Raw genomic sequence first — 26,602 nt, forward strand, 5'->3', positions numbered from 1 at the left:
AGGGGTAAAGAAATTATTAAAATGAAAGGAATATATTCTTCTTGAAATTTATAAGGCTTTATATAATTGATTTTCCATTCCATAATCTATATTCTTTAAAAATCACTCTCTAATTTCAACCCGTGCTCCCAATTTTTTCAGTTTTTTATCAATTTTCTCATATCCTCTTTTTATATTTTCTATTCCAATAACCTGAGATTTACCTTCTGCTACAAGACTTGCAAGTATTAAACCTGCTCCTGCTCTTATGTCAGGTGCAAAAAGAGGAGCGCCTTTTAATCTGGTTTTCCCTTCTATTTTTGCATAACCATGTCCCACTTCAATATCAGCACCCATTTTTATAAGCTCTCCAACATAACCAAACCTCTCAGGATAAATTCTCTCTTTTACAAGGCTTTTACCTGTTGCCTGTGTTAAAAGAGCAACAATTTGGGGCTGTAAATCTGTTGGATAACCAGGATAGGGTGATGTTGTTATGTTACAAGAATTTAAATCTTTTTCTCTTTTTAAATAAAGAAAATCACCTTTATCTTCTATATAAACTCCCATTTTTCTTAATACCCTTATAACACTTTCAAGATATTTAGAAGGGTTTGGTTTTAAAATGATTTCACCACCTGTTCCTGAAACAAACATCATATAAGTTCCTGCTTCTATTCTATCTGGTATGTTTTCAAAATTTAAAGGTGGTTTTAAATTACTATTTCCCTTTATAATTGCTCTTCTTCCCTCAATCTCAATTTTTACACCGCAGCTTTTTAAAAAATCAAAAAGATGAATAACTTCTGGTTCAAGAGATATATTTTCAAGAATAGTCTCTTCTTCAATTCTTGAAGCTGTTATTGCAATATGAGCAGTTGCTCCCACACTTACTCTTTTAAATTTTATTTTTGTTCCTTTAAGTTTATTTGCTCTTGCAATTATAAATCCTCCCTCTATATCAATTTTTGCCCCCATTTTTTTTAAAGCCTCTAAATGAAAGTTTATAGGTCTTGGTCCAAAGGAACATCCTCCAGGAATCCCAACTTTTGCTTTACCTTCCATTACAAGAAGAGGTCCTAAGACATATATTGAAGCCCTCATTTTCTGAATAAAGGAAATAGGTGCTGACACATCTTTAATTCCTTTATTTTCAATTTCCACACATTTGTTCTTTTTATCAATATTTATATTTAACCCAAGATGTGATAAAAGGGAGATCATTGTTTTAACATCATCAACAACTGGAATTTTAGTAAACCTTGTTTTTCCATCCATTACAAGCATTGAGGCAAAAAGAGGTAAGGCAGAATTCTTTGCACCCTGAATTTCTACTTCTCCTGTTAAAGGATGAGAACCCTCAATTAAAAGATACTTTTTACTATTCAAAGTAAACGAAAGTATTTTTATAAATTTTATTACCCTGTTTTAAAACAACAATATAAAGTCCCTTTTTAAGCCCTATATTATTTTTTGTTAATTTAATAAGTTTTGGGAAATTTATAACTTGATTTTCAAAGAATGTATGTTTTAAAAATCCAGCAGAATCGTATAAATAAAGGGATGATAATTCCTTGGATGGAGAAATCCATATTTCAATTTCCTCATCCTTTCCATCATTATTTGGAGTAAACCTTCTTCCCTTTAAAATCAATTTATTTTCCCCCATTTCAATTTTATAGGGACCTCTTCCAGGTGTTGCACCCTTTGGATCCTGTGATGAACCCCAGTTTTCCTTTAACCAGGAAGTTCCAAAGGAATACCTTTCAAGGGATATTCCGTAACTTCCTCCCCAATCAGGATAATATCTGACAGAATCAATTCTCTCCTTTAAATTATCTGTGATAAAGACTAAATCACCATCATTGTTAAAAGCAGGAAAGTTTGATAATTGAAAGGTAAAAGGGATTTTACCATAAACTCCATAAAAACTTAGTGTATCTGATGTGAAAATAGCATAGGTATCACCAGGTATCTTTATGTTATTTATCAAACAGGTTTTTTTTGTTTCATCCATTAAAATGAAATTATTTAAAAAAACTGTATCCCTTGAATTTGTTTTTATTTCAATCCATTCTGGAGAACCATTATAAAATATTTCAGTTATGTAAATTAAATGTGTATCAATTATTACTTTGAAACTTGAAGTGTTATTAAATGTATCCTTTTCATTTAGCACTGGATTAATTTTTAATTCAAGATTAAAAATTCCCCTTTTAGATTCCTGTGTAGTTATGGAATATAAAACAGAATCACCACCTTTAATTGTTGTATCAAGCTCAAAATTTTTAGTATTTAAAATTTTAATATAACCCCCTATATTACCTGAATAGGTAAGAGTTCCAGCGTTTTTTATAAGAAAATAAACAGAAAAATTTTCGTTAATTTTTATAAAAGTAGGTTTAACATAAACCCTTTTAAAAGTAAGGTCAAATCCAGGTGAAACTGAATTAAATCTACCTGGTGTAGATTTTGTTGGATCAGTTGACTTTCCCCAGTTATAAGTAGAATCGGGTCCTTCCAGTATAATTCTTTCAATTGATATTCCGTCGTGACCGCTTGTAAAAGGGACCCCGTTTATACCAAATGTGGAAACATAAATTGAAGGATTTGAAAGTTCAAAGATTGCTATGGGGTCAGTAAGTGCAAGTCCGCTTCCATTATTTCCTATATCCTTATCACTTATTTTAAATATATAAGTTCCAGGGTCAATTCTATAAGGTTGAGGGTATTCTGTGTTTAAGGTATCTGTATAGTCAGGGTCAAGAATAACACCAAACCTTAATGGGGGCAATTTTGTTTTGCCGAATATAACTCCTGGATGAAATCTCAAAATTAATGAATCAGTCCAAGCAACAATTGAATCAATTGGTTCATCAAAATCTGTAATTCCGTAAAGGGATAAATCAAGGGTATCAGGACCTGGATTATAAACTTCAATCCATTCATTTCTCCTTCCACTTTGAGTTTCACTTCCAGGTGCATCATTTAATACTTCAGATAATATTGGTTGAAGAAAAATAAATAAGAAAATCATAATTTTATTATAATGGATTTATTAAAAATTTTGCCTTAAAATTTAAATATGAACAAAAGAATTTTAATAGTAATTTTATTTTCTGTGTTTATCATTTTAATATATATACTTTCCTTTCTTTCAATAAAAACCCAGAAGAAGGAAATAGTTAAAGGAGGAGTTGGAATACTTGAAGTTAAGGATGTTCTTATTGATTCCAAAACATACAGAAAAAACCTCGATTATCTTAAAAAAAGAAAAGATGTTAAGGCTTTGCTTATTTACATAAATTCTCCTGGTGGAGGTGTAGTTGCGTCACAGGAAATATACTATTCTATAAAAAAATTTAAAGAAGAGAAAAATGTTCCTGTTTTGGCTTATATTTCAGCAGTTGGTGCTTCAGGAGGTTATTATGTTGCAATTTCTGCTGATAAGATAATGGCTGCTCCTGGTGCAATAACAGGTTCAATTGGTGTTATAGCAGAGTTTCCATCCTTTTATGAACTTTTGGAAAAAATAGGAATAAAGTTTAGGGTTTTTAAGAAGGGAAAGTTTAAGGATGTTGGTTCACCCTTCAGGGATATTTCAGAAGAAGAAAAGAAATATCTTGAAGATTTACTTGATGATGTATACAGGCAATTTTTTAAAGAAGTTGCAATAAGGAGGAATCTTGATACTTTAAATTTAAAGGAATGGGCAGAGGGTAAAATATTCACAGGAAGACAGGCTAAAAAATTGGGACTTATTGATACACTTGGAACCTATGAGGATGCTCTTCTATTAGCTGGAAAACTTGCTGGAATAAAAGAAAAACCAAAGGAAATTAGACCGCCTGAAAGAAGAAGGGGGCTTTTTTATAAGTTTTTTGAAGAGTTAATTAATTTAAACTTTTTAAAATTAAAATACATAATGGTTTTTTAAAAATAAAAGTTAATAAATTGGTGAGAAAAAAGTAAAAACGTAAAAAATTGATAAAAAGAGAAAAATAAAGGAAATTTGTATTATAGTTGGTTTTTTATGAATTCCTCTAATAATAGTGCACTAAAACAAAACTCATTATTTTTGAGTTTTTCAAGTGTTAATTTCATTTCTCCACCTAACCATGCTACACCATCTATTACAGCAACCTTGACTACATTATAAGGACACAGAGTTTCTTTTACCAAACTCACTGCTTCTTTAAATTGATTATCTTGGGAACCGCCAAAATCGGTGATAAATTTAGCAGTGCCTATTATGTATTTATTATTAATCTTTGCTACAAAATCCAATCCTTTGCTTAATTCTCTAAATTTACATTTCAATTCTCTTGTTGCATATTCCTTTAAGAATTTATCGCCCCCATTTAGAAATACAATACCGGGTGTTTTTCTAAATTCATTAATGTCTAAGAAATCAAACTTTTCTTTAAGCCAAATCTTAAACATTGGTCCTATCCTTCTACTAGGTTTTTTAGGTGCTTCTAATTTTTCTTTTAATTCATTAAAATTCATTTCAAACAATTTATCACAAATTTTTCTAATAGTTTTTGGGTTTTTATCAATTGCTTCTTCATAATGAGTTAGAAAACTCACATACGGATTTTCAATAGGAAATTTAAACCCCTGTTTTTTCAAATGGATTAATTCTTTAACTAAATCTTTACAATTTTTTTCTTTAAAAAGTCGTTTTAACAATTGATACTGCTGTTCGCTAAGGGCTTTCTCTCTGCTGATTTCTTCTGGAGGATATATTTTCAATAATTTATCTAAATAAAACTCACTCTTTGCCAATTTTATACTTTTTTGTACCCACTTATTCATAATTATCACTATTCAAAAAAGTGCTGATTGGTTTCCAAATTTTTCTTTTAAACTTAATAGAATATCTTTTATTCCTTCCATATTTTTTTGCTCTATTAAAATTCTTAATATCTCTTTAGTTTTAGGAAACATTAAATGAACAGGGAAGGTTTCTAATAATTTTTTCGCTTGAGATAATCCTAAATATTTCCGGACATAATCAGAATCAGAATATTTAAAAGTAGTCAAGAACTCACTGTCTGTAATATCTCTAAAATACTCAAGTGCTAAATTAAAATAATTTTTTAATAAAGATAAATCATCAAAAGAAAGTTCTGGGGTTATAAAAATCTGAATTGGATGGGTTCGGTATTTTTCTTTTGTCACCACTATCCCATCAACTCCAAATGTTTCTTTAACATTATAAATTCCGGCTCTACCTTCCCAGCTTCCGGTATCTAGAGTTCTTACAAATAAAGGATTCTGTTGTAATTTTTTATAAAGTCTTTCATTAACCGAGTAAGTATTAACTTTATAATAGCCATTAGAAAAAGTATTTACATCCAATAGTTTAACTTGGTATGGACCTTTATTTTTTTTAACTTCTTCTAATGTTAAATAAAATTTAATTTTTAATGGTGAAGAAGATTTGAAAGAAGAGACAAATTCATCAAATTCGCTCCCGGCTCTGTAAAAATTCTTAGGCAATAGCTTATATTCTTTTTCTATGGTTTTGTTGTTTATCTTTAAAGCTTTAAAAATGATTGGTTCTTGGGATGGCTTTTGTTTTCTTTCAAAAAAACATATACAAACATTAGTTCCTGTAAACTCAAAGATTTTTCTCTCAAAAATAATTGCTTTTTTGATATCATAAAAAGGAAGAAAATCTCTTCTAATTTTATTAGATACAGAAAAACCAAATAAAAAATTAGTAGGGATTATATAAATCATTTTTTCTATATTGTGTCTTAAATCATTAATAAGAGCAATTTGATACAAGTCTTGATAGCCTTCATTAGGACCACAAAAATATGTCAAATTTCTGTCAGAATGTTTGACAATATATCCTAAATAAAGATAAGGGGGATTGGTTATATGATAAGGGGGATGTTTTAAATGTTTAAAGTCTGGATAGTTTTGTAAAGTATCCCTTAGTTGAATATTTTCTTTCGCTATCTTATAAGGAATCCCATAACTTAGTGCCTTTTCAATAGCCTTCTCAACCATTTCTTTCTGTATATCAAAAAGAAGGATATGTTCTTTAAAGAATTCTACTCTTTTATCTTCAGGAATTACTTCTAATATAGGTAAAATTAGGTTACCTTCGCCAGCAAATAGGTCTATCCAACTATGGTTATAGAGAATATCTTTAATCTCTGGAAGAATAAATTTTCTAAAAATGTCTATGGAGGTAAGATGTGCACCAAATTCTCTTCGCTTTTTTTCTGCCGAAATATAAGTTCCCATTCCTAAATCTTTAACATACCCATTTTTTATATTTTGATTAATTAAAATTTTTTCTCGGTTTGATTTATATTTAATTTTACGTTTCATAGTAAATCTTTCTTATATCTATAATATAAAATATTATAAAGTTTTTAAAATATTTTTACAAATTTCAATCATAAACTGAAAAATTTAAAAATATATTATATAGTTTGAAAAGTTGACTAAACACATTAAACTAAGATATGAAAAAAAGAAAATGATAAAAATGATAAAAGAGGAAAATTAAAGAAATTACTTTAAAAAGATATATTTTATTTGTGGCTAATTTAAAAACAAATTTTGTTTTGCTTTTGCTTATAAATCTTTAACAAGTGAAAATGCCAGAGATTTTATGAGGAACACTTTGTAGGAGCACTTCTTATACTCCTATTTAACTATAAAATTCAATATAAGTAAACCACACAAATTTTAATAAATTTTTTACCTTAAAATTTTTTTCCCCTCTATCTTTACATTTTTAAGTTCATCTTCCCTAATGAGTTTCTGTAAAATTTTTAACGCTTCTTCTTTTTCATCATATTCAGGTATACCAGGTGGAATTAATACTAATGGAACTATCTCCCCCTCAATAAATTCTCCAGTTGAATTTACTTTCACTTTTAATATAAATGATATATTTCTCGGATAATCAAGGTTTAATCCCCAGAAACAGGCAAAATTAGAAAGTGAATAAGCAATTATTCTTTCCTTATAAATCTCAATACCCCTTATAACATGTGGACCATGACCAAATACTATATCAGAACCTATATCAACTAAATACCTTGCTAATTTTTTTACATTCCCCCTTTTTTCACCATAAAAGTATTCAAACTTATCTTTTACATGCATTGCAGAATCACCTTCTGCTCCTGCATGTATCGATACAATTAAAATATCAGTTTTTTTTGCTAAAACTTCTGCTAACTTTAAATCATCTTCCTTTAATAAATTGTTCGTATAATCATAAACTGAATAGGCAATAAAACCCACTTTTAAATTTTTAATTCTAAAAGTATCAAAGGTTCCTTTTAAACCTGAAACTATGAAACCTTCCTTTTTTAAAATTTCATAAGTTTTTTTTGCTGCCTTTTCCCCTCCATCATAGATATGATTATTTGCAATTGAAAATCCCTTTATTCCACTTTTTTTTAGCCCCTTTAATGAACTTAAAGGAAAAAGGAATCTATATTCTTTATTTCTATCTATTACATCAATATTAAATACTCCTTCAAAATTTGCAAAGGATAAATCAGATTCTTCTATAAAATTTTTAACATTTTTAAAAAGAATAAATCCAGAATCAGGGGGAATTCTATCTTTCAAAACATTACCGAGCACAAGGTCTCCCATTAAGGCAATTGTTAGAAATAGTGTATCAACCATTTTTAAGGTAAATTTTCTTCAAAAAATTTATAAGCATTTAAATATAAAAAATTTTCAGGAAATTCTTCCAAGGCTTCTTTTATTTCCTTATAAGAATATAAACCCTCAATTATATGTTTTTCTGATAAACCGAATAAATCAGAGCCGAGGGCAATATTTTCGGGATATTTTTTTATTAACTTTTTTATTTCCTTTAAAACTTCTTTTTTATTAATTCTCCTTTCAAAAAAAATGTTACCAAGACCAATACCCACAATTCCTCTCCTCTTTTTAATCCTTTTCATTTCTTCAAAAGAAATATTTCTCTTTGTTTTTGGCTTATTAAGGATTCCAGTATGGGAAACAATAAAAGGAATTTTTAATTTATAAACATCATAAAAGGTTTTTCTTCCAGAATGGGCAAGATCAATTATACATTTATTTGAAACTATCTCTTCAACAATTTCCCTTCCAAAATTCGTCAGACCAAAATCATTTTTTTCAGCACAGGAGGATGCTATGTGATTGGAAAAGTTCCATGTTAGTGTAAAAATTCTAACACCGAGATTGATAAATGCCTTTAAAATATATTTATCAAGTATAAAAGAACATCCTTCAATTTCAAGGATAAATCCCTTTTTATCGGAATTTAAAACCCTTTTTAAATCCTCTTTTTTCTCAATAATAATTAAACCATTTTTTTCAGCAAATTCCCTATATGTTTCAATTGTTCTTAAAGCCTTATAAATGTCAAGAGTTTCAACAAATTTTTTATCCTTCCATATAAGAGGAGTAAATACAGATATAACATTAAACTTGAAAAAATCTTTTTCAAAATTATCTTTCTTAAGCAGTGGTTCAAGTAAATCTTGGTGAAGGTCAAATATTATTTTTTCCATAAGAATAATGATATGCTTTATAATAATTGAAATGAAAATAAAAGTGGCTGGTTGCGACATAGGTGGAACAAGAGTGAAATTTTGTTTATATGATGGCGAAAAATTCTTTGATGAAAAGGTATTTGAAATAAATCCTGAAGAAGATTTTTTAAAAGAAATAATTGAATTTTTAAATAAAATTGAAGGATTAAAAGCTATCGGTTTTGGAATTCCAGGTGTTATTGAAGAAGGTAACATTTTAAGATTTGCTCCAAATCTTCCCTTCTTATTCGGAAAAAATCTTGATGAAGTTATAACAGATAGATTGAAAGTGAAAAAAGTTTTTTTTGATAATGACTGTCATATGAATGCCTATGGGGAATGGAGACTTGGAAAAGCAAAGGGTCTTGAATGCTTCATATTTTTAACTCTTGGAACAGGTGTTGGAGGAGCAGTTTTCATTGAGGGGAAGTTGTTCAGGGGTTATAAAAATCTTGGAGCAGAATTTGGACATGTAACTGTTGACCCTGATGGACCTATATGTAACTGTGGAAATAGGGGTTGTCTTGAAGCTTTTGCTTCAAAAACAGGAATAAGGAATTTTCTTTATAAGAAAAAGAAGGAGGGAGTTGAACATATTTTAACAAGAAATCCTTTAAAAGTAGAACCTGAAGCAGTTTATGAAATGGCAAAAAAGGGGGATACTTTAGCAATTGAATGTTTTAAAAATTTAGGATGGGCACTTGGAATAGCACTATCTGATTTTGCAAAGGTATTTTCACCACAAAAATTTATAATAGGCGGAGGGATTTCAAATGCTTTTGAAATTTTTTATCCCTTTATTCTTGAAGAGTATTCTTTAAGGGTTCCCCATTATCTTTTGAATATAAAAATTGAAATGGCTGATCTAAAGGATAAAGCAGGTATGTATGGTGCCTCTCTATACGCCTATGATTCAATTCTTAAAGAAAAATAAATTATCTATAATTTTTCTTTTTGTTTTATTTTTATCAGGAATAATCTTTATAGAAAAATATCCCCATTCAACATTTCATTTAACAAGTGATAGCTATGAGTATGCTAACATTGCAAAAAATTTAGTTTTAAAAAAGAATTTTTTTGTAAATAACATTTATGCCCTTCAACTTGCTTTTGATTTTTCAAGGAAAATACCGGTTCCATCAATTTTAAGAATGCCACTTTATCCCCTTTCAATCTCAATTTTTTTCAAAATTTTTGGAATAAGTGATAAAACTATTCTTTTAACAAGTTTTTTATTTTATATAATTTCAGGAATATTTCTTTTAATTTTTCTTGATATTTTTAAATTAGAAGATAGTATTAAAATTTTAACACTTATTTTTTTTATGTTAAACCCAATTTATCTTGATTTAACTTTTAAAGGATTATCAGAACCTTTTGCTGTTTCTTTATTTTTTTTATTTTTAATTTTTTTATTTAAAGGTGAAAATTTAAAAGATTTTTTATTATCAGGTTTTTTTCTTTCTCTTTTTATTCTGACAAGATATTATATTTCCCTTTTATTTCTTTTCCCTGTTTTCTTTATTTTTTATAGAAATAAGGTAAGTATTAAAAACATAATTATTTTTCTTATTTCAGTTTTTTTACCGCTTTTACCCTGGCTTATAAGAATTTATAAAATAACAGGTAATCCCTTTTTTAATCTCGGTTTTTATTCTCTTTATGGATTTGAATTTGCAAATATACCCTATAAAACTTCTTTGAATATAAGATTTTCTTCTTTTATTGAAAATAAAATTGATTCATTCTTTTTTTATTTAAAAAACCTTGATAAATTAACACCCTTTTATCTTTTTCCTTTTGCCTTTTTGTTTAAAAGTTCTGATGAAAATTTAAAAAACTTAAAAACTTTTCTAATATTATCTCTTTTAATATTTGCACCTATACTTGGATTTATAAATCCTGAACATCGCTTTCTACTTTATCTTTCACCTCTTATAATTCTTTTTTCTATATCTTTTTTAAATAATTTTAAAAGCTTTTTTAAATTTTTTGTAATTTTTACTTTAATTCTTATAATTCATGAAAATAAAAATATCATTAAGGATTGTATAAAAAGAAATGAAAGTTTCCTTTTAAGTGAAAAAGTTTTAAAAGAAATTGAATCTCTAACACCTCAAGATAAATTTTTAATAAGTAATGCTGATGCTCTTATAGGTTTTTACACTGGAAGAACATGTATATTCCCTCTAACATATTTTGAAGATTATGATTATTTATTTAAACTTATTCCTGTCGATGGAATAATTATCTTTCAAGGAGTTTATAGACTCTTTTATATGAAATACAGTTTCAGGGATTATGAAGATTATTTAAAAAAAGAGTTTCCCTTTACAAAAAAGTTTCCTGATGGAACAGTTATTTACTTAAGAAGATATTAATTTTCAAAATTTTTATAATATTTATTTGAGGAAAGGAAAAGGTCAAATAAAAAGGGAATATTATCATGCATTTTAGCAATTACTTTCCAGAGGGGTTTTATGTATATATTCTTTTTGCCTTTTTTAATACCTTCTATAATTTTTTCTGCAACTTTTTCTGAGTTAGACCACATCAATTTATTTTTTGAAACATTCTGGGCTCCAATTTTATTTATTGCATTTTTAAAAAAGTCTGATTCAAAGGGACCAGGATAAACACCAATAACTTTAATCCTAAAAGGTTTTAATTCCCTTCTTAAAGAATCAGTAAAACCGCGAACTGCAAATTTTGTTGCTGCATATATGCTCATATAGGGAGTTCCTACATATCCGGCAAGGGAGGAAACATTTACAATAATTCCTTTCCCCTGTTTTTTCATGTAGGGAATAACTTCTCTTGTTAAAAGAAAAACTCCTTTAACATTAAGGTCAAATAATTTTTGAAAATCTTCATCTGTTACATCTTCAATTTTTGAATATAAACCCATTCCAGCATTGTTTATAAGACAATCTATACTGTCAAAACTTTCCAGTGCTACAAAAATAAAATTTTTAACACTGTTTTTATCGGTAACATCTAAAAAAGTGGTTATTACCTTAACATTGAATTTTGAAAGAATTTCATCTTTAATATTTTCAAGAATTTCTCTTTTCCTTGAACCAATTAAAATATTACCGCCTTCTTTTGCAATTTTATAAGCAAGTGCTTTTCCAAGACCTGAGGAAGCACCTGTTATTAAAAAATTTTTGTTTTTAAAATCTTTCATCTTTAATATCAAGATCTAAAATTTTAAAGGATAAATTTCTCTTTTTTGAATAATAATCAATTTCAGGTGTATAGATAACAGAAATTTTTGTTTTACCTGATATTATTCTATTATAAACATCAGGTCTTTCAGGAACAAAGGCTCTGAAAAATTTTCCATTTTTGCCTATGTAAAAATCAAGATGTTCATTTTTTCTAAGTTTGATGTCCCCCATGCAGAAAACTTCTTCTTCAAGAAAAACTGGTTTTTGATTACCTTCACCAAAGGGTTCAAGTTTTTCTATAACTTCTTTATAAAGATTTATATCCCATTCCTCTATAGGAAATTTTGCATCAATTTCAATTTCAGGTTCTAAATCTTCTTCTTTAACTAAAAGGGAAGTTATTGTATTTATTCTTTCTTCAAATTTTTCATAATCTTTTTTATATATCTTAAGACCTGCAGCACTTTTGTGTCCACCGTATTCAATAATTATGTCACTCAGTTTATCAAGTATTTCCATAAGATTTAAATTTTTTATCCCCCTTGCAGATCCTCTTAAAATATCTCCCTCCTCTGTGAAAACAATTGAAGGTCTTGAATATTTTTCAGTAATTTTTGATGATACAATTCCTATTACACCTGGATGAAAATCTTTACCTTTTACTACAATAAAGTAATCTTTATTTTTTTCTTCTTTCTCAATAATTGAAATAACTTCTTTCAATATTCTCTCCTGTTCCTTCTGTCTTTCTTTATTCAGTTTTTCGAGTTTCCTTGCTATTTCTATAACCTCTTCTCTTTCTTTAGAGACAAGGAGTTTAAATGATAAAATTGCATCACTTATTCTTCCTGCTGAATTTAATCTTGGAGCAAGGATAAAGGCAATATCCCTTGTTCTTAAATTTTCTTCTCTTCCAGAAATTTTTTTTAGTGCCCTAATTCCTAACTTTTTTGATTTTTCTAATATTTTAATTCCAAGATAAGTAAAAACTCTGTTTTCAGATATAAGTGGAACAATATCAGCAACTGTTCCAAGAGCAACAAGATCAAGGTCCCATAAAAGTTCTTTTATATCCTTTCCCATAATCTCATTAAAATAAAGTAAAAATTTAAATACAACTCCAACACCTGAAAGATACTTAAAAGGATAATTAATATGTGGATTTATTATTGAAAAGGCAGGAGGAAGTTCTTTTGAAGGAACATGGTGATCAGTAATAATAAGATCAATCCCATTTTTAAAAGCCCATTCTGCTGCTTCAAAAGCTCTTATTCCTGAATCAACGGTAATAACGAGTTTTGTGCCTTTATCTTTTAATTCCTTTAAACCTTCAATTTGAATACCGTAGCCCTCTTTTAAACGGTTCGGAAGTTTTACTTCTGGTTCTACCCCCAATTTTTTTAGATTTCTATATAAAAGCGCTCCACCTGTTATTCCATCTACATCATAATCTAAATAAAGACCTATTTTTTCATTTTTTTCTATTGCTTCTTTTAACCTTATTGCTGATTCATGAACCCCTTTTAATTTAAAATGTGAGTATATATAGGAAAGTTCAGGATTTAAAAAACTTTCCTTATCCTCTATTCCTCTTATTTCAAGTAAAAAATTAAGTAAATTTTCCTTTGAAGGAATTCTATCTGTCTTTAAAAACCATCTCCTTTTTTTCATTAATCTTTATTCCATTTTCAAATCCAGTTTTTCAAATTCCCTTTTTGAAAGCCTGTGGTCAAGATGATATAAATCTGATGTTGATTTTTCTATTTTTTTAAGAGTGTCAAGAATTGTGAAAGTTTGATTTTCTTCCTCTACTTGTTCTTCTATGAACCAATGTAAGAAAATTTTTGTGGGGTAGTCATTGAGTTCTTCGGCCAATTTATAAAGTTCATGTATATTTTTTGTTATAAATTTCTCATGCTCATAAGCATCTTCAAAAGCTTCTTTAGGTGAATTCCATTCTGATTTTGGTTTTTCCAGTTTTTCAAGTTCAGGTTTTTCTCCTCTATCTGTTATGAATTCAAAAAACTTCATTGCATGACCAAGCTCTTCCCATGCCTGAATCTTCATCCATTTAGAAAAGCCTTTTAGGTTTTCTTTTTCAAACCAGGCAGCCATTGAAAGGTAAAGATAGGAGGAAAAAAATTCCCTCATCATCTGGTCATTTAAGGCTTTTAAAATTTTTTTATCCATTTTAAACTCCTTTTAAATTTAAAAGGGAATTAAACCCTTTTTGCCTATATCCTTCCTGTAATGCATACCTTCAAAATTTACAAAATTTACTCCTTCATAAGCTTTTTCAATTGATTCTAAAAGATTTTTCCCATAACCTAAAACTCCCATAACCCTTCCTCCGTTAGTGTAAAGTTTTCCATCAATTTCTTTTACACCAGCAAAAAAAACCTTTCTATCTTCGGAGTCAACTTTTTCCCATCCTTCTATCAATTTACCCTTTTCATATTCCCCTGGATAACCTTTTGAGGCAAGAACCACATAAGTAGCGTAACCTTCCCTGAATCTAAGTTTTTTTAATTTACCAACTTTAAATTCTCTTGTAAGCTCCATAATTTCAAATAGATCTGTGTCAAGAAGATATAGAAGAACTTCTCCCTCTGGATCCCCCATTCTCACATTATATTCAAGAACATAAGGACCCTTTTCTGTAAGCATAAGTCCAAAATAAAGAAAGCCCTGATATTCAAATCCTCTATTAACCATTCCCTTAATAGTTCTTTTAATAATCTTTTCCTCAATTTCTTCTAATAGGGACTCTTTCACAAAGGGGCAAGGTGCATAGGCTCCCATACCACCTGTATTTGGACCCTCGTCATTATCAAATACTCTCTTGTGATCCTGGGAAGGAATAAAACTTAAATATTCATCACCGCTTACTGAAATAATAAGAGAAATTTCAATTCCTTCAAGAAAATCCTCTATTACACATAAATTTCCTGCTTCTCCGAAGACTTTTTCCTCCATAATTTTTTTAACTGCTTCATGGGCTTCTTCCTCATTTTTACATACAATGCTTCCTTTTCCGAGTGCAAGACCACTTGCTTTTACTACAAGAGGTGCTTTCCTTTTTTCAATATACTTATGTGCTTTGGAGGATTCATCAAAAATTTCAAAATTAGCAGTTGGTATTCCGTATTCAGCCATAAATTCTTTGGCAAAAGTTTTTTCCCCTTCTAAGAGTGCTTCTTTTTTTGATGGTCCGTATACAAAGGCAGTATCTTTGAGATAATCCTTGATACCCTTTACAAGAGGCTCTTCAGGTCCAACTAAAACATATTTTATTTTTTCCCTTTCTAAAAATTCTTTAATTTTTTCGAAGTCAATCTTAATTTGAGGAAAAATTTTCATACCTTCCTTCATTCCATCATTTCCAGGGATCACATAGACATCGTATCCCTTTTTAATAAGTGAGTAAGAAAGAGCATGTTCCCTTGCACCGCTTCCAATTACAAGAATTTTTTCCATAATTTATATTTTAATATAAACTCCTTTTAATTTTTCTTTTTATGGTTTTTTATTTTAAAATAAATCTATGAAAATAAATCCCTTTATTTTCCGGGAATATGATATAAGAGGTATTGCTGATGAAGATTTAAAGGATGAGAATATCTGGCACATAGGTAAGGCGATTGCAAGTTATATAATCTCTAAAGGTGGTAAAACTATATCTCTTGGAAGAGATGCAAGACTTTCTTCTCCAAGAATACATGAAGTTCTTCTTGATGCTTTTTTGAAATCTGGTTTAAATGTCATTGATATAGGTATGGTTCCAACACCCCTTTTATATTTTTCAGTTTTTAAATTCGGTCTTGATGGGGGAATTGAAATTACAGGAAGTCATAATCCAAAGGAATTTAACGGTATAAAAATAATGTGTGGAAAAGAAACAATCTATGGTAAGGAAATTCAAAAAATAAGAGAAATAATTGAAAAGGGGGAATATTCAGAGGGCCATGGTAAAAGATGGATAAGAGAAGATATAGTTTATGAATATATTAAGGAAATAAAGGAAAGAGTTAGAATATGGGATCCTGAGAAATATAGAATTCTCGTTGACCCTGGTAACGGAACCTGTGGGCCTGTAATTGAAAAGCTCTATAAGGAATTTAAAATAAGTTTTAAGGGAATTTATATGGAGCCGGATGGCAATTTTCCAAATCATCTTCCTGACCCTACTGTGGAAAAGTATATGGAAGACCTTAAAAAATTTATGAGGGAGGAAAAGAATTTTACAGCAGGTTTTGGCTTTGACGGTGATGGTGATAGATTTGGAGTGATTGATGAGAAATTGAGAATAATTTATGGAGATAAAATCCTTGCTATTCTTTCAAAGAAGGTTCTTGAGGAAAGAAGAGGCAGTAAAATTATATTTGATGTTAAATGTTCTCAGGGGGTTTATGAGTATATTAAAAAATTAGGTGGAGAGCCTATTATCTGGAAAACAGGGCATTCTCTAATAAAGGCAAAATTAAGGGAGGAAAATGCTCCCATTGCCGGTGAGATGTCAGGGCACCTTTTCTTCAATGATAGATTTTTTGGTTTTGATGATGCAATTTATGCTTCTTTAAGATTTATTGAGGTGCTTGATACTTTTGGAAAAAAAGTTTCAGAACTTGTTGATGAAATACCTTACTATTATTCAACACCTGAAATAAGAGTTGATTGTCCTGATGAGTTCAAGTTTAAAGTTGTTGAAAAACTTAAAAAGAAGTTTTCTAAGAAGTATAAGATAATGGATATTGATGGAGTTAGAATAAATTTTCCTGATGGTTTTGGTCTTGTGAGAGCTTCTAATACTCAACCTGTTCTTGTTTTAAGATTTGAAGGGAAAACTCCTGAAAGGATGGAAGAAATAAAAAATTTAATTCTTGAAGAACTTTCAAAATTTGAAGAAGTCAAAATAGGTTCAATTCCTTAAAAAATTAGAATAAAAGATGAATAAAGAACCAACACCACAGGTAGATACCCATATAGGTGAAACTACATATCTAAAAGGTGAAATAAAAGCAAAAGGAGGAATAAGGATTGATGGAGAATTTGAAGGAAACATTGAAACAAAGGATATATTGATTATAGGCTTAAGTGGAAAAGTTAGAGTACAAGAAGCTAAGGCAAAAAATGTAAAAATTGGGGGGATTTTTTCAGGTAAATTAACTGTTGAGGGAAAAGCACACCTGGAAAAGAGTGCAAGATTTGATGGTGAACTTTACTGTAAGGGACTTATTGTAGAAGATGGTGTTATATTCAACGGGAAGTGTCTTATGGATGAAAAGATGGAAAAAATTAAAGAGGTAAAACATAAGGAAGAGAAATGAAATTTTCAGTAATTGTAGTTAATTTTAATAGCGGAGAATATCTTCCCTATACCTTACGTTCAATAAAATTAAATTTTGAAAATGTTAAAAATTTTGAAAGTGAGGTTATTGTGGTTGATAATAATTCAACAGATAATTCTCTGGAAAAGGCAAAAAAATTTTTCCCTGAGTTTAAATATATTGAAAGTAAAAAAAATCTTGGCTATGGAGGGGGATGTAATCTTGGGTCTAAATATGCAAAGGGAGAGATACTTGTTTTTTCAAATGCAGATATAGTTATTCCAAAAGGGACTTTTGAAAAAATCGAAGAATATTTTAAAAAAGAAGAAAAATTAGGAATTTTAGGTCCAAGATTTGAATATCCTGATGGAAGTTTTCAACCCAGTTGTAGAAGGTATCCCAGGTTTAAGTATCTTTTGTTTGGAAGAAAATCAATAGGTTCTTTTATTTTTAAAAATAATCCTGTAACAAGAGAGTTTCTTTATCTTGATTTAGAAAAAGAAAATAAAGCCTGTGAGGTAGAGGGAGTTGTTGGTGCTTTTATGAGCATAAGAAGAGAAATTTTTAATTTAGTAGGTGGATTTGATGAAAGATTTTTTCTTTTTGCAGAAGATATTGACCTATGTTTAAGAGTGAAGGAAAAGGGATATAAAATATTTTTTGCCCCTGATATAAGAATTGTGCACTTTCATGGTGGTTCAAGGAGATATTTAGGCTTAAAATCTGAACATTATTTAAGAAAATCAATTTTTAAATTTTTTAAAAAACATAATTCTATAAATCTTTTTTCAAGAATTATTTTAAATCTTGGGCTTATTACATCAACAGCCTTATCCTCAGCGATTTCTCTTATTCACAAAAACGGTAAATAAAATTTTATAGTTCTTTCCTAAGTAAAAAAATAGTGAAAAGAGAAAGTGAAAAAAAGATTAAAATATTTAAATGTGTTTTGAATTCATAAAACTCAAAATAGGCACAAATTATTGAATAGAAAGAAAAAACACCCCATTTTTTTGAACCGGATATAAATATTAAAACCAGAAAAAGGAAACCGAAAAAAATCCAAACAAGAGTTAAAGTAAGGTTATTCATAAATTATAAAAATAATTTTAAAAAATTTTGTTAAATTATTTCTATTTTATAATTTATTTCTGAAACTTTATTCAGCATATTCGCTACAGAACAGTATTTAGAAAGAGAAAGTTCTATTGCCTTTTTTATTTTTTCTAAATCCAGGTTTTCGCCTTTAAAAACATACTTTAAGTTTATTTTTTCAAAAACTCTTGGATGTTCATTTCTCCTTATTCCTTCAATCTCCATTCCAAAGTAAGTGTAATTAACTTTCATCTTTTTAAGTATTGAAACCACATCCATTCCAGTGCAACCCCCAAGAGCAATTAGAAGGGTTTCCATGGGTGAAGGACCCGATTCCTTTGAGTCAAGTATTATTACCTCCCCTTTTTCATTTATTCCTTTAAACTTTAGACCTTCTATATTTAAAACAGTTACCTTCATTTTTCTTCCTCCTTTAACAAAGAAAGGGAAAACTCATTTTCTAACTTAGTAATTATATCCAATTCTTGTGTTTTTTCCTTTTCTTTCTTTTCAACTTCAATTTTTAATTCAAAATTCTCTCCGAATATTCTTTTTATCATTTCTACAAGTTTGTCTTTTTCTTTTTCTATTATTTCTCTCTCTATACCCTCTTTTACTTTTAAGTAAATATATTTATCCTCAATTTTGCTTTTTTCTTTGAAAATAGTATAAATAAGTTTATTAAAATTTTCTATTTCAAGTAAAAAGATTTCATAAGGAGTTTCTTCAACTTTTGTTTCTTTATTTTCTGTTTCCTCCTTTACCTTTTCTTCTTTTCTTTCAAAAAGGGCAAAGGCTCCCCCCTTTTCAAGAATTTCTTCAATTTCATAACTTCTTGGAAGATAAAGCATCTTGTAAAAGGCATGTAGAATTAAAATTCTCGGATCCTGTATAAAATAAATTATCTTTTCAACATCAAATATATGTTGCATAAATCTTATAATGTCTGTTTTTGATAGATTTCTTGAATATCTTTTATAAATATTTTTTTCCATATCCTTTAAAACATCTTCCAAAAAGAAGAGAAAAGACCTTAAAAGGTCCTTTTCAGTGTAAAAGAATAAAAGTTCATCTAAAAATTTAAGGAGTTCTTCTCCCCTTCTTTCTGAAATAAAGAAAAGTAAATCCTCCATTTTTTCTTCAGGTAAGAATCCTAAAACCATTCTTGTTTTTTCCTCTGTTAAAACACCCCCTGAAAAATAAAGTGCTTTTTCAAGATTCTGTAAAGAATCTCTCAAGCTTCCACCTGAACTTTTTGTAATTAATCTCAATGACTTTTCATCATATTTTATATTTTCTTTTTCACAAACATCTTTTAATCTTTCAAAAATTTTTTCCTCTGGGATGGGTGTAAATTCAAAAATCAAGCACCTTGATTGAATTGTATCAGGGACCCTATAAAGTTCAGTGGTTGCAAAAATAAAAAAAACTCTCTTTGGCGGTTCTTCAAGGGTTTTTAAGAGAGCATTAAAGGCATCCTTTGAAAACATATGAACTTCATCTATTATAAAAACTTTATACTTTGCTTTTGTTGGAACAAGTTTAGTTATCTCAATTATGTTTTTTGCTTCCTGAATACCCCTGTAAGAAGCTCCGTCTATTTCAAGAACATCAAGTGATGCTCCTCTTTTTATTTCAAGACAGGAGGAACACTCATCACAGGGTTCACCATCTTTTATATTTTCACAATTTAAAGCTTTTGCGACAATTCTTGCAACAGATGTTTTTCCGCTTCCCCTTGGTCCCGCAAACAAAAGAGCCTGAACCTCATTTCCCAGTTTATTCATCTTAATTGCATTTTTTAAAGTTGTTTTAATAACTTCTTGACCTATGACATCACTGAATTTTTGGGGTCTATATTTCCTTGCAAAATTTAAATTAATTCCTTTATCTTTTTCTCCCATTCTTTAATTACCTCCGTTTCTTTTGCTTCCATAATTACTCTTAGAACAGGTTCTGTGTTTGATACTCTTGCGTGGATAAAACCCTCCTGAAATTTTACTCTTATACCATCTTCTTTATTTACCTCAGAGGAATTTAAATTACATAGAAATTCCTCTATTTTCTCAGGTAACTTTCTTTCTGATATTGGAAATTTAAGTTTTTTCATAATTCTTTTTCTAAACAATTTTTTGAATTCCCTTGAATCTCCCATTTCTGTTAAAAAGGAAAGAATAAGAGCTGAGGCAAAGAAGGCATCCCTTGTCATATTGAAATTTTTAACTATAACTCCGCCATTTCCCTCTCCACCATATATTGCATCCTCTTCAATCATCTTTTTTAATACGTTTGCTTCACCAACTTTTGTTCTCAAAACCCTTACATTAAATCTTTCAGCAACATCCTCTACATGTTCTGTTGTTGAAAAATTTGTGACTATATCACTTTTTTCCTTTGAAAGTAAGTAGTATAAACATATTGGAAGAGTTTCTTCTTCTGATAAAATTTCACCACCTTTTGCTACAATTTGCAGTCTATCACCATCAGCATCCATTGCAAATCCTATATCAAGGTCCTTTTCTTTTACAAAATCTCCAAATTTTTTTATATTTTCCACACTAAGTTCAAAGGGTCTTTCGTATTTTCCATATTGAGTATCCATTGTAAAAACTTCACAGCCCAATTTTTTAAGAAGAAGGGGAAAAGCTTCAAATCCTGCACCACCAGCTGTATCAACTCCAACTTTGAATTTCTTTTCTTTAATTATTTCAGTTAAGACATATTTATTTTCAATAATTCCCTTTATATGCTCTTCCATAGGATCAAAGGGTTTAGATGTTCCAACATTAAAAGTTTTTTCCCAGTTAAAAAATCTGATTTCTTTTTTAAGTCTTTCAATTTCCTCTTCAAATAAAAATCTCCCTTCTGGATGAACAAATTTTAAAGCATTCCATTCAGGTGGATTGTGAGAGGCTGTAACAATAATACCAGAAGATTCTTTTTCCCTCTTTTTGACAGAATACACAAGTGTTGGAGTTGGAACAATTTTAGAGTCAAGAACCTTTTTGCCCTTTGAAAGTGCTGCTGAAATCACAGCATGAATGAAATATCTTCCAGAGGGTCTTGAATCCCTTCCTACAATTAAAAAGGGAGTTTCATAGAGATTACAGAAACTGGCTGCAACTTTTAGAACATATTCAGGAGTTAAGGATAAAAGGGAAATTCCTCTTAAACCGCTAACAGTAAAAAATAAGCTCAGGAGAGGAAGTTATTAAAGCCAGGGACGGGAATTGAACCCGCAACCTTCGCATTACGAATGCGATGCTCTACCGGTTGAGCTACCCTGGCAGGACTCATATTTTAAATTTTAAGTTATAAAAAGTTATAATTAAAATACATGAAATCAAACTTCCTTGCAATAATAGGTCTTCAATGGGGAGATGAAGGTAAGGGGAAAATTATAGATGCTCTTAAAAATGAGTATAATATAGGGATTAGATTCCAGGGAGGAGCAAATGCAGGACATACTGTATATAGAAATGGAGATAAAATAGTTCTTCATCAGATTCCCTCAAGTATACTCTGTCCAGATAAAAAAGCTTTAATCTCCTGTGGGTGTGTTCTTGATCCTGAAGCACTTATAAATGAGATTGAAAATTTAAATAAAAAAAATATTTCTGTAAAAGGGAGACTTTTTATAGATGAAAGAACTCCACTTGTTTTTAGCTTTCACAAAGAGGAAGATATTTTAGAGGAGGATAAAAAAAAAGAACACAAAATAGGAACAACAGGAAAAGGAATAGGACCTGCTTATAGAGATTTAATTGCAAGGAAGGCATTAAAAATAGGGGAGTTTAAAAACAAGGATTTAGCCTTTAAAAAATTTAAGGAATTGTGGGAATTTGCAAGTGAGATAAGGGGTGCAAGATTTGGAAGACCGATGATTCCCTGTGAGGAGCTCTTTGAAATATATAATGAATATTTTTTAAAAATAAAGGATTTTTTAACAGATGGTATTCTTTTTATAAAGGAAATGGAAGAAAAGGGAGAAATAATGCTTTTTGAAGGCGCTCAAGGGGCTCTTCTTGATACTTGTCTTGGAACTTATCCCTATGTAACATCCTCTCATACAGTTTCTGGGTCAATTTCTTTATCAACAGGTGTTGCACCATGGAAAATAAAAAGAATAATAGGAGTTTTTAAATGTTATAATACAAGGGTGGGAGAAGGACCATTTCCAACAGAGGAAAAGGGTGAAATGGGAGAATATTTAAGGGAAAAGGGAGAGGAATACGGAGCAACAACAGGTAGGCCAAGAAGATGTGGATGGCTTGACCTTCCTCTTTTAAGATATGCGGTAAGAATAGTTGGAGCAACAGAACTTGCAATTACAAAAATAGATGTTTTATCTGGTTTGGAAAAGATAAAGGTTTGTAATGAGTATGAGTTTGATGGAAAAACACTAAAGTTCCCTCCAGCCTTACCTCATGAGCTTTATGAAGTAAAACCCATATACATGGAATTTAAAGGTTTTGAACCTGATTTAAATAATAATAATTTGAGAGAATTTCTTTTTTTTATTGAAAAGGAGACAGGTTTAAAAATTAAGTATGTATCCGCGTCAAAAGATGAAGAGCTTAGAGAATTTTGAGATTCCGGAGGAAGTTTTTGAGGCAATTGAAATTTTTGATTTAATTGAAAAACGGGATAGGATTTTAATTTCCTATTCAGGTGGACCTGATTCCACTTTTTTAACCTATGTTCTTTTAAATTTAAAAAAAAAATTTTTTCTTGAAATTTCACTTTTTTATTTATTTCACAAACTTGAAGGCAGTTTGTCCCCTGAAAAAGCAAGAGAGTTTGCCTCTAATTTAGGTTTAAAAATTTTTATATTTAAAGAGGATATAAGAAAATTTGCAAAAGATAATAAGTTGAATATAGAGGAAGCAGGAAGAATTAAAAGATATACTTTACTTAATGAAGTATCAGAAAAAGAGGGTTTTAATAAAATTGCAACAGCCCACACCTTAAACGATGCCCTTGAGACTTTTCTTTTAAGATTTTTGAGAGAGGGTTTTTCTCTTTTAAATCCACCTATAAAACCAAAATATAAGAAATTAATAAGACCACTAATTCTAACTCCAAGGGATAAAATTATAAAGATCTTAAAGGATAATGATATTTCCTACCACATAGACATTGAAAATTACACTCTTCAAAGAACAAGAAATAAAATAAGACATATTTTAATTCCTGAAATTTTTAGAGAATTTAATTTTTCTCTATCAAAGTTTAAAAAATTTTATATAAGAATAATTGAGGAAAGTAAGTTTTATGAAGAAAATATAAAGAATAAAATTAAAGAATATATTGAGGAAAAAACTCCCTTTTTTGTGAAAATAAATAGGGAAAAAATTAAAGCGGTTTCTTCTTTTGAAAAAAGAGAACTGTTGAAAAATATTTTGTTTGAATTTGGTTTTGAGGAGGAATTAAAAAGGGGAATGCTTTTAAGTATGGAAGAAATTTTTGAAAAAGGAGGTAAAATTGAAATTAAAAAGGATTTATTTTTTGTTTCAAAGGGAGATTATGTTCTTTTTATGAAAAAAATACCAGATTTTGAGATTCCCTTGAGAGAAGGGGAATATGAGATAATAAAAGGGGTGAGGGTAAAAGTTGAAAAAAATGATAGGGATGGTTTTTTACCTTTGTATCTTTTAAATGAAGCAAAGTTAAGATTTAGAAAGCCTTGTGACCTTATTGATATTGAAGGTAAAAAGGATTTAAAATTAAAAAAATTTTTTGAAAATAAAAAGGTCCCTTTTTATTTAAGGGATTATATTTTAGTTCTTGAATATAAGGGAAAAATTGTATGGATTGAAGGTTTTGAACCTTTTATCAAGGGAAAGGATTTAAAAATTGAGGTTATAAAATGGAAATAATTTTAAAGGAAAAGGAAATTAAAAAAAAGGTTAAGGAAATTGCAAAAATTTTAAAAAAGGAATATAAGGATAAAAATCCTGTCATTATAGGAGTTTTAAAAGGTGGTTTTGTGTTTCTTGCTGACCTTATAAGGGAAATGGGTATAGATTGCACACTTGAATTTATAAGGCTTTCAAGTTACGGTAAAAAGTCAAAAATAAAAGAAGAGGATGTAAAAATATTGTGGGATCTTCCTATTGATATTGAAGATAGAGATGTTATACTTATTGAGGATATTGTGGATACAGGTCATACTCTTAAATTTCTTAAAAATGATATTTTGAAAAGAAAACCAAGGTCATTAAAAATAGTTGTATTTCTTGATAAGTATGAAAGAAGGGAAGTTAATGTGGATGTTGATATAATAGGTTTTAAGGTTCCAAATAAATTTCTTGTAGGTTACGGTCTTGATTATAACGAAAAATTCAGGTATTTTAAAGATGTATATGGACTTACAGAAGAAGAAATTGAAAGGTATGGAAAATGAATGATAAAGATAAAAGGGAAAAGGTTTTAAATTTAACACCGATTATTGTATGGATAGGTATTTTTGTTCTTGTAGCATTATTTTTAGCTTATTATACAGAGAAAAATTTAAAAGTTTTAAATATAACCTATTCTGAATTCATTCAGGAAGTTGAGAAAGGCAACATAAAAAAAGTAATTGTATCAGAAAAGGAACTTCAGGGTTATTTTAAAAATCCGAAAGAGGTTAAGGGTTTAAGTTTTACAGAATTTAAGCTTTCTCTTCCGATGGAAAAACCTGATATTCTTGATTTTCTTGTTAAAAAAAAGGTTGAGGTTGAAACAAAGGTTAAAAGTCCCTTTATTGATATTCTTTTAGGTTATCTTCCTTGGCTTTTAATTTTTCTTGGAATATGGTTTTTATTTTTTAGACAGATTCAGGCTGGAAATTCAAAAGCCTTTTCCTTTATAAAGGTAAGAGCAAAACTCATAACAGATAAGAAACCAGATGTTACCTTCAACGATGTAGCAGGTTGTGATGAGGCAAAGGAGGAGTTAAAAGAGGTTGTTGAATTTCTAAAGAGTCCCCAGAAGTTTCAAAAACTGGGAGCCAAGATTCCAAAGGGAGTATTACTTGTCGGACCACCTGGGACAGGTAAGACACTTCTTGCAAGAGCCGTTGCTGGAGAAGCAGGTGTTCCATTTCTTTCAATATCAGGTTCTGATTTTGTTGAATTATTTGTTGGTGTTGGAGCAGCAAGGGTTAGGGATTTATTTGAGCAGGCAAGAAAAAATGCTCCCTGTATTATATTTATTGATGAGATTGATGCAGTTGGAAGGTTGAGAGGAGCTGGTTTGGGTGGTGGTCATGATGAAAGGGAACAGACTTTAAATCAGATTCTTGTTGAAATGGATGGATTTGATCCAAGGGAGGGAATAATTGTTATGGCTGCTACAAATAGACCTGATATTTTAGATCCCGCCCTTTTGAGGCCTGGGAGATTTGATAGAAGAATAGTATTACCTATTCCTGATGTAAAGGGAAGGGAAGAGATAATAAAAATACATGCAAGAAATAAACCTCTTGGAGAGGATGTTGATTTTGGAGTTATTGCGAAAGGAACACCCGGTTTTTCCGGTGCTGATCTTGCAAATCTTGTAAATGAAGCAGCCCTCTTAGCAGCAAGGAAGGGAAAGGAAAAAATTACAATGGAAGACTTTGAAGAGGCAAAGGATAAAATTTTGATGGGTGTTGCAAGGAAAAGTATGGTCCTTTCACAAAGAGAAAGGGAGCAGGTTGCTTATCACGAATCAGGACATGCAATTTTATCGGTTCTTTTGCCAAATGCGGACCCAATTCATAAAGTTACAATAATTCCAAGGGGTCAAGCTCTTGGAGTTACACAGCAGCTTCCAAAGGATGATAGGCACATTTATCCAAAGGAATATCTCCTTGACCAGTTAACAGTTTTAATGGGAGGTAGGGTAGCTGAAAAAATTGTTTTTAATACCCTTTCAACAGGAGCGGCAAATGATATAGAAATGGCAACCCAGATAGCAAGGAAAATGGTGGGAGAGTGGGGAATGAGTGAGAAAATTGGACCTGTTTCTTTTGCAAAACAGGATGAGGAAATATTTTTAGGAAGGGAACTCTCGCTCAAAAGAGGAATTAGTGAAAAGATAAGTGAAATGATTGATGAGGAAGTAAAAAGAATTGTAGAGGAGGCTGAAAAAAGGGCGGAAGAGATTTTAAGGAGTAAAGTAAATGCCCTTCATAAACTGGCACAGGTTCTACTTGAAAAAGAAGTTCTTGATTCTGAAGAAGTTAAAAAAATTGTGAATGAAAATTGAAAGATAAGGTTACAATAAAAATTCCCCGCCCTCTTTATGAGAAATTAAAGAAAATTATAGAAGGAACGGGTTTTAGAAGCGTTAATGAATTTGTAATCTATGTTCTCAGAGATTTACTTTCCATAAAAGAAAAAGATAAAGAGGAAATTGAACTAACAAAAGAAGAAATCAAGAAAATAAAAGAAAGACTAAAAAATTTAGGCTATTTTTAATTTTTTTTGATTTT

Annotated in this window: 24 protein-coding genes and 1 tRNA gene; 11 read left to right on the top strand and 14 right to left on the bottom strand. The window is 29.7% G+C overall.

Going from position 1 to position 26,602, the window contains the following annotated elements:
- Positions 1-102 precede the first annotated feature (102 nt).
- Entirely contained in the window at positions 103-1,368 is a 1,266-nt protein-coding gene (gene murA / locus ABIN73_02500) for a UDP-N-acetylglucosamine 1-carboxyvinyltransferase (protein MEO0268593.1), read from the bottom strand.
- Entirely contained in the window at positions 1,361-3,016 is a 1,656-nt protein-coding gene (locus tag ABIN73_02505) for a hypothetical protein (protein ID MEO0268594.1), read from the bottom strand. The genes murA and ABIN73_02505 overlap by 8 nt, the downstream gene beginning before the upstream one ends.
- A gap of 48 nt (positions 3,017-3,064) precedes the next feature.
- On the opposite strand from ABIN73_02505, the gene sppA reads away from it, so the two are divergent.
- Positions 3,065-3,916: a signal peptide peptidase SppA gene (gene sppA, locus ABIN73_02510; GenBank protein ID MEO0268595.1), complete on the top strand. Its 852-nt coding sequence runs from the start codon at positions 3,065-3,067 to the stop codon at positions 3,914-3,916.
- A gap of 80 nt (positions 3,917-3,996) precedes the next feature.
- On the opposite strand, the gene ABIN73_02515 is transcribed toward sppA, so the two are convergent.
- The 4 genes from ABIN73_02515 to ABIN73_02530 all read right to left on the bottom strand — a co-directional run bounded on the left by ABIN73_02515 (position 3,997) and on the right by ABIN73_02530 (position 8,528).
- Complete coding sequence (locus ABIN73_02515) at positions 3,997-4,797, bottom strand: hypothetical protein (GenBank protein MEO0268596.1); 801 nt, start codon at positions 4,795-4,797, stop codon at positions 3,997-3,999.
- Positions 4,798-4,809: 12 nt separating this feature from the next.
- Complete coding sequence (locus ABIN73_02520) at positions 4,810-6,330, bottom strand: N-6 DNA methylase (protein MEO0268597.1); 1,521 nt, start codon at positions 6,328-6,330, stop codon at positions 4,810-4,812.
- A 375-nt stretch (positions 6,331-6,705) separates the two neighbouring features.
- Positions 6,706-7,650 carry a CapA family protein gene (locus ABIN73_02525; GenBank protein ID MEO0268598.1) on the bottom strand — a complete coding sequence of 315 codons (945 nt, stop codon included), beginning with the start codon at positions 7,648-7,650 and terminating at the stop codon, positions 6,706-6,708.
- 2 nt (positions 7,651-7,652) lie between these two features.
- On the bottom strand, positions 7,653-8,528 hold the full coding sequence (locus ABIN73_02530; protein MEO0268599.1) for a membrane dipeptidase: 876 nt from the start codon (positions 8,526-8,528) through the stop codon (positions 7,653-7,655).
- 31 nt (positions 8,529-8,559) lie between these two features.
- Between ABIN73_02530 and ABIN73_02535 the strand changes: the two genes are divergently transcribed.
- Positions 8,560-9,483 carry an ROK family protein gene (locus tag ABIN73_02535; GenBank protein ID MEO0268600.1) on the top strand — a complete coding sequence of 308 codons (924 nt, stop codon included), beginning with the start codon at positions 8,560-8,562 and terminating at the stop codon, positions 9,481-9,483.
- Positions 9,437-10,930 carry a glycosyltransferase family 39 protein gene (locus tag ABIN73_02540; protein MEO0268601.1) on the top strand — a complete coding sequence of 498 codons (1,494 nt, stop codon included), beginning with the start codon at positions 9,437-9,439 and terminating at the stop codon, positions 10,928-10,930. Before ABIN73_02535 ends, ABIN73_02540 begins: the two co-directional genes overlap by 47 nt.
- On the opposite strand, the gene ABIN73_02545 is transcribed toward ABIN73_02540, so the two are convergent.
- Genes ABIN73_02545 through purD form a run of 4 tightly spaced genes read right to left on the bottom strand, consistent with a single transcriptional unit; the run spans position 10,927 to position 15,196 of the window.
- Positions 10,927-11,736 (bottom strand): SDR family oxidoreductase, encoded by an 810-nt coding sequence (locus tag ABIN73_02545; protein MEO0268602.1) that lies wholly within the window; start codon positions 11,734-11,736, stop codon positions 10,927-10,929. The genes ABIN73_02540 and ABIN73_02545 overlap by 4 nt on opposite strands.
- A complete protein-coding gene (gene recJ, locus ABIN73_02550) occupies positions 11,723-13,390 on the bottom strand; it encodes a single-stranded-DNA-specific exonuclease RecJ (protein ID MEO0268603.1) in 1,668 nt (555 codons plus the stop codon). The genes ABIN73_02545 and recJ overlap by 14 nt, the downstream gene beginning before the upstream one ends.
- A gap of 6 nt (positions 13,391-13,396) precedes the next feature.
- Positions 13,397-13,909 carry a ferritin gene (locus tag ABIN73_02555; protein ID MEO0268604.1) on the bottom strand — a complete coding sequence of 171 codons (513 nt, stop codon included), beginning with the start codon at positions 13,907-13,909 and terminating at the stop codon, positions 13,397-13,399.
- An 18-nt stretch (positions 13,910-13,927) separates the two neighbouring features.
- On the bottom strand, positions 13,928-15,196 hold the full coding sequence (purD, locus tag ABIN73_02560; GenBank protein MEO0268605.1) for a phosphoribosylamine--glycine ligase: 1,269 nt from the start codon (positions 15,194-15,196) through the stop codon (positions 13,928-13,930).
- A gap of 67 nt (positions 15,197-15,263) precedes the next feature.
- On the opposite strand from purD, the gene ABIN73_02565 reads away from it, so the two are divergent.
- Genes ABIN73_02565 through ABIN73_02575 form a run of 3 tightly spaced genes read left to right on the top strand, consistent with a single transcriptional unit; the run spans position 15,264 to position 17,918 of the window.
- The gene (locus ABIN73_02565; protein ID MEO0268606.1) at positions 15,264-16,649 is read left to right on the top strand and encodes a phosphomannomutase/phosphoglucomutase; all 1,386 of its coding nucleotides are present in this window, start codon (positions 15,264-15,266) and stop codon (positions 16,647-16,649) included.
- Positions 16,650-16,665: 16 nt separating this feature from the next.
- Positions 16,666-17,046 carry a polymer-forming cytoskeletal protein gene (locus ABIN73_02570; protein ID MEO0268607.1) on the top strand — a complete coding sequence of 127 codons (381 nt, stop codon included), beginning with the start codon at positions 16,666-16,668 and terminating at the stop codon, positions 17,044-17,046.
- Positions 17,043-17,918: a glycosyltransferase family 2 protein gene (locus tag ABIN73_02575; protein ID MEO0268608.1), complete on the top strand. Its 876-nt coding sequence runs from the start codon at positions 17,043-17,045 to the stop codon at positions 17,916-17,918. The genes ABIN73_02570 and ABIN73_02575 overlap by 4 nt, the downstream gene beginning before the upstream one ends.
- A gap of 250 nt (positions 17,919-18,168) precedes the next feature.
- On the opposite strand, the gene ABIN73_02580 is transcribed toward ABIN73_02575, so the two are convergent.
- The 4 genes from ABIN73_02580 to ABIN73_02595 form a co-directional block, all read right to left on the bottom strand.
- Positions 18,169-18,561, bottom strand: coding sequence for an OsmC family protein (locus ABIN73_02580; protein ID MEO0268609.1), 393 nt, complete (start codon positions 18,559-18,561; stop codon positions 18,169-18,171).
- Positions 18,558-20,045: a DNA polymerase III subunit gamma/tau gene (dnaX, locus tag ABIN73_02585; GenBank protein ID MEO0268610.1), complete on the bottom strand. Its 1,488-nt coding sequence runs from the start codon at positions 20,043-20,045 to the stop codon at positions 18,558-18,560. The genes ABIN73_02580 and dnaX overlap by 4 nt, the downstream gene beginning before the upstream one ends.
- The gene (locus ABIN73_02590; protein ID MEO0268611.1) at positions 20,015-21,340 is read right to left on the bottom strand and encodes a phosphoglucosamine mutase; all 1,326 of its coding nucleotides are present in this window, start codon (positions 21,338-21,340) and stop codon (positions 20,015-20,017) included. The genes dnaX and ABIN73_02590 overlap by 31 nt, the downstream gene beginning before the upstream one ends.
- A gap of 16 nt (positions 21,341-21,356) precedes the next feature.
- Positions 21,357-21,429: transfer RNA gene (locus tag ABIN73_02595), tRNA-Thr, on the bottom strand.
- A gap of 49 nt (positions 21,430-21,478) precedes the next feature.
- Between ABIN73_02595 and ABIN73_02600 the strand changes: the two genes are divergently transcribed.
- Genes ABIN73_02600 through ABIN73_02620 form a run of 5 tightly spaced genes read left to right on the top strand, consistent with a single transcriptional unit; the run spans position 21,479 to position 26,588 of the window.
- Entirely contained in the window at positions 21,479-22,732 is a 1,254-nt protein-coding gene (locus ABIN73_02600; protein ID MEO0268612.1) for an adenylosuccinate synthase, read from the top strand.
- Positions 22,692-24,020, top strand: coding sequence for a tRNA lysidine(34) synthetase TilS (tilS, locus tag ABIN73_02605; protein MEO0268613.1), 1,329 nt, complete (start codon positions 22,692-22,694; stop codon positions 24,018-24,020). Before ABIN73_02600 ends, tilS begins: the two co-directional genes overlap by 41 nt.
- The gene (gene hpt, locus ABIN73_02610; protein ID MEO0268614.1) at positions 24,011-24,547 is read left to right on the top strand and encodes a hypoxanthine phosphoribosyltransferase; all 537 of its coding nucleotides are present in this window, start codon (positions 24,011-24,013) and stop codon (positions 24,545-24,547) included. Before tilS ends, hpt begins: the two co-directional genes overlap by 10 nt.
- Complete coding sequence (gene ftsH / locus ABIN73_02615; protein ID MEO0268615.1) at positions 24,544-26,376, top strand: ATP-dependent zinc metalloprotease FtsH; 1,833 nt, start codon at positions 24,544-24,546, stop codon at positions 26,374-26,376. Before hpt ends, ftsH begins: the two co-directional genes overlap by 4 nt.
- Positions 26,373-26,588, top strand: a complete 216-nt coding sequence (locus ABIN73_02620; GenBank protein MEO0268616.1) for a CopG family transcriptional regulator — start codon at positions 26,373-26,375, stop codon at positions 26,586-26,588. Before ftsH ends, ABIN73_02620 begins: the two co-directional genes overlap by 4 nt.
- The last annotated feature ends 14 nt before the right edge of the window (positions 26,589-26,602 follow it).

Source organism: candidate division WOR-3 bacterium (genome assembly GCA_039804025.1).
Classification (GTDB): Bacteria; Hydrothermota; Hydrothermia; order Hydrothermales; family JAJRUZ01; genus JBCNVI01.

Bases quoted from the DNA above. Each gene is read 5' to 3' on its own strand.
- ABIN73_02505 (MEO0268594.1), bottom strand. From the start codon at position 3,016: ATGATTTTCTTATTTATTTTTCTTCAACCAATATTATCTGAAGTATTA.
- sppA (MEO0268595.1), top strand. From the start codon at position 3,065: ATGAACAAAAGAATTTTAATAGTAATTTTATTTTCTGTGTTTATCATT.
- ABIN73_02515 (MEO0268596.1), bottom strand. From the start codon at position 4,797: ATGAATAAGTGGGTACAAAAAAGTATAAAATTGGCAAAGAGTGAGTTT.
- ABIN73_02520 (MEO0268597.1), bottom strand. From the start codon at position 6,330: ATGAAACGTAAAATTAAATATAAATCAAACCGAGAAAAAATTTTAATT.
- ABIN73_02525 (MEO0268598.1), bottom strand. From the start codon at position 7,650: ATGGTTGATACACTATTTCTAACAATTGCCTTAATGGGAGACCTTGTG.
- ABIN73_02530 (MEO0268599.1), bottom strand. From the start codon at position 8,528: ATGGAAAAAATAATATTTGACCTTCACCAAGATTTACTTGAACCACTG.
- ABIN73_02535 (MEO0268600.1), top strand. From the start codon at position 8,560: ATGAAAATAAAAGTGGCTGGTTGCGACATAGGTGGAACAAGAGTGAAA.
- ABIN73_02540 (MEO0268601.1), top strand. From the start codon at position 9,437: ATGGTGCCTCTCTATACGCCTATGATTCAATTCTTAAAGAAAAATAAA.
- ABIN73_02545 (MEO0268602.1), bottom strand. From the start codon at position 11,736: ATGAAAGATTTTAAAAACAAAAATTTTTTAATAACAGGTGCTTCCTCA.
- recJ (MEO0268603.1), bottom strand. From the start codon at position 13,390: ATGAAAAAAAGGAGATGGTTTTTAAAGACAGATAGAATTCCTTCAAAG.
- ABIN73_02555 (MEO0268604.1), bottom strand. From the start codon at position 13,909: ATGGATAAAAAAATTTTAAAAGCCTTAAATGACCAGATGATGAGGGAA.
- purD (MEO0268605.1), bottom strand. From the start codon at position 15,196: ATGGAAAAAATTCTTGTAATTGGAAGCGGTGCAAGGGAACATGCTCTT.
- ABIN73_02565 (MEO0268606.1), top strand. From the start codon at position 15,264: ATGAAAATAAATCCCTTTATTTTCCGGGAATATGATATAAGAGGTATT.
- ABIN73_02570 (MEO0268607.1), top strand. From the start codon at position 16,666: ATGAATAAAGAACCAACACCACAGGTAGATACCCATATAGGTGAAACT.
- ABIN73_02575 (MEO0268608.1), top strand. From the start codon at position 17,043: ATGAAATTTTCAGTAATTGTAGTTAATTTTAATAGCGGAGAATATCTT.
- ABIN73_02580 (MEO0268609.1), bottom strand. From the start codon at position 18,561: ATGAAGGTAACTGTTTTAAATATAGAAGGTCTAAAGTTTAAAGGAATA.
- dnaX (MEO0268610.1), bottom strand. From the start codon at position 20,045: ATGGGAGAAAAAGATAAAGGAATTAATTTAAATTTTGCAAGGAAATAT.
- ABIN73_02600 (MEO0268612.1), top strand. From the start codon at position 21,479: ATGAAATCAAACTTCCTTGCAATAATAGGTCTTCAATGGGGAGATGAA.
- tilS (MEO0268613.1), top strand. From the start codon at position 22,692: ATGTATCCGCGTCAAAAGATGAAGAGCTTAGAGAATTTTGAGATTCCG.
- hpt (MEO0268614.1), top strand. From the start codon at position 24,011: ATGGAAATAATTTTAAAGGAAAAGGAAATTAAAAAAAAGGTTAAGGAA.
- ftsH (MEO0268615.1), top strand. From the start codon at position 24,544: ATGAATGATAAAGATAAAAGGGAAAAGGTTTTAAATTTAACACCGATT.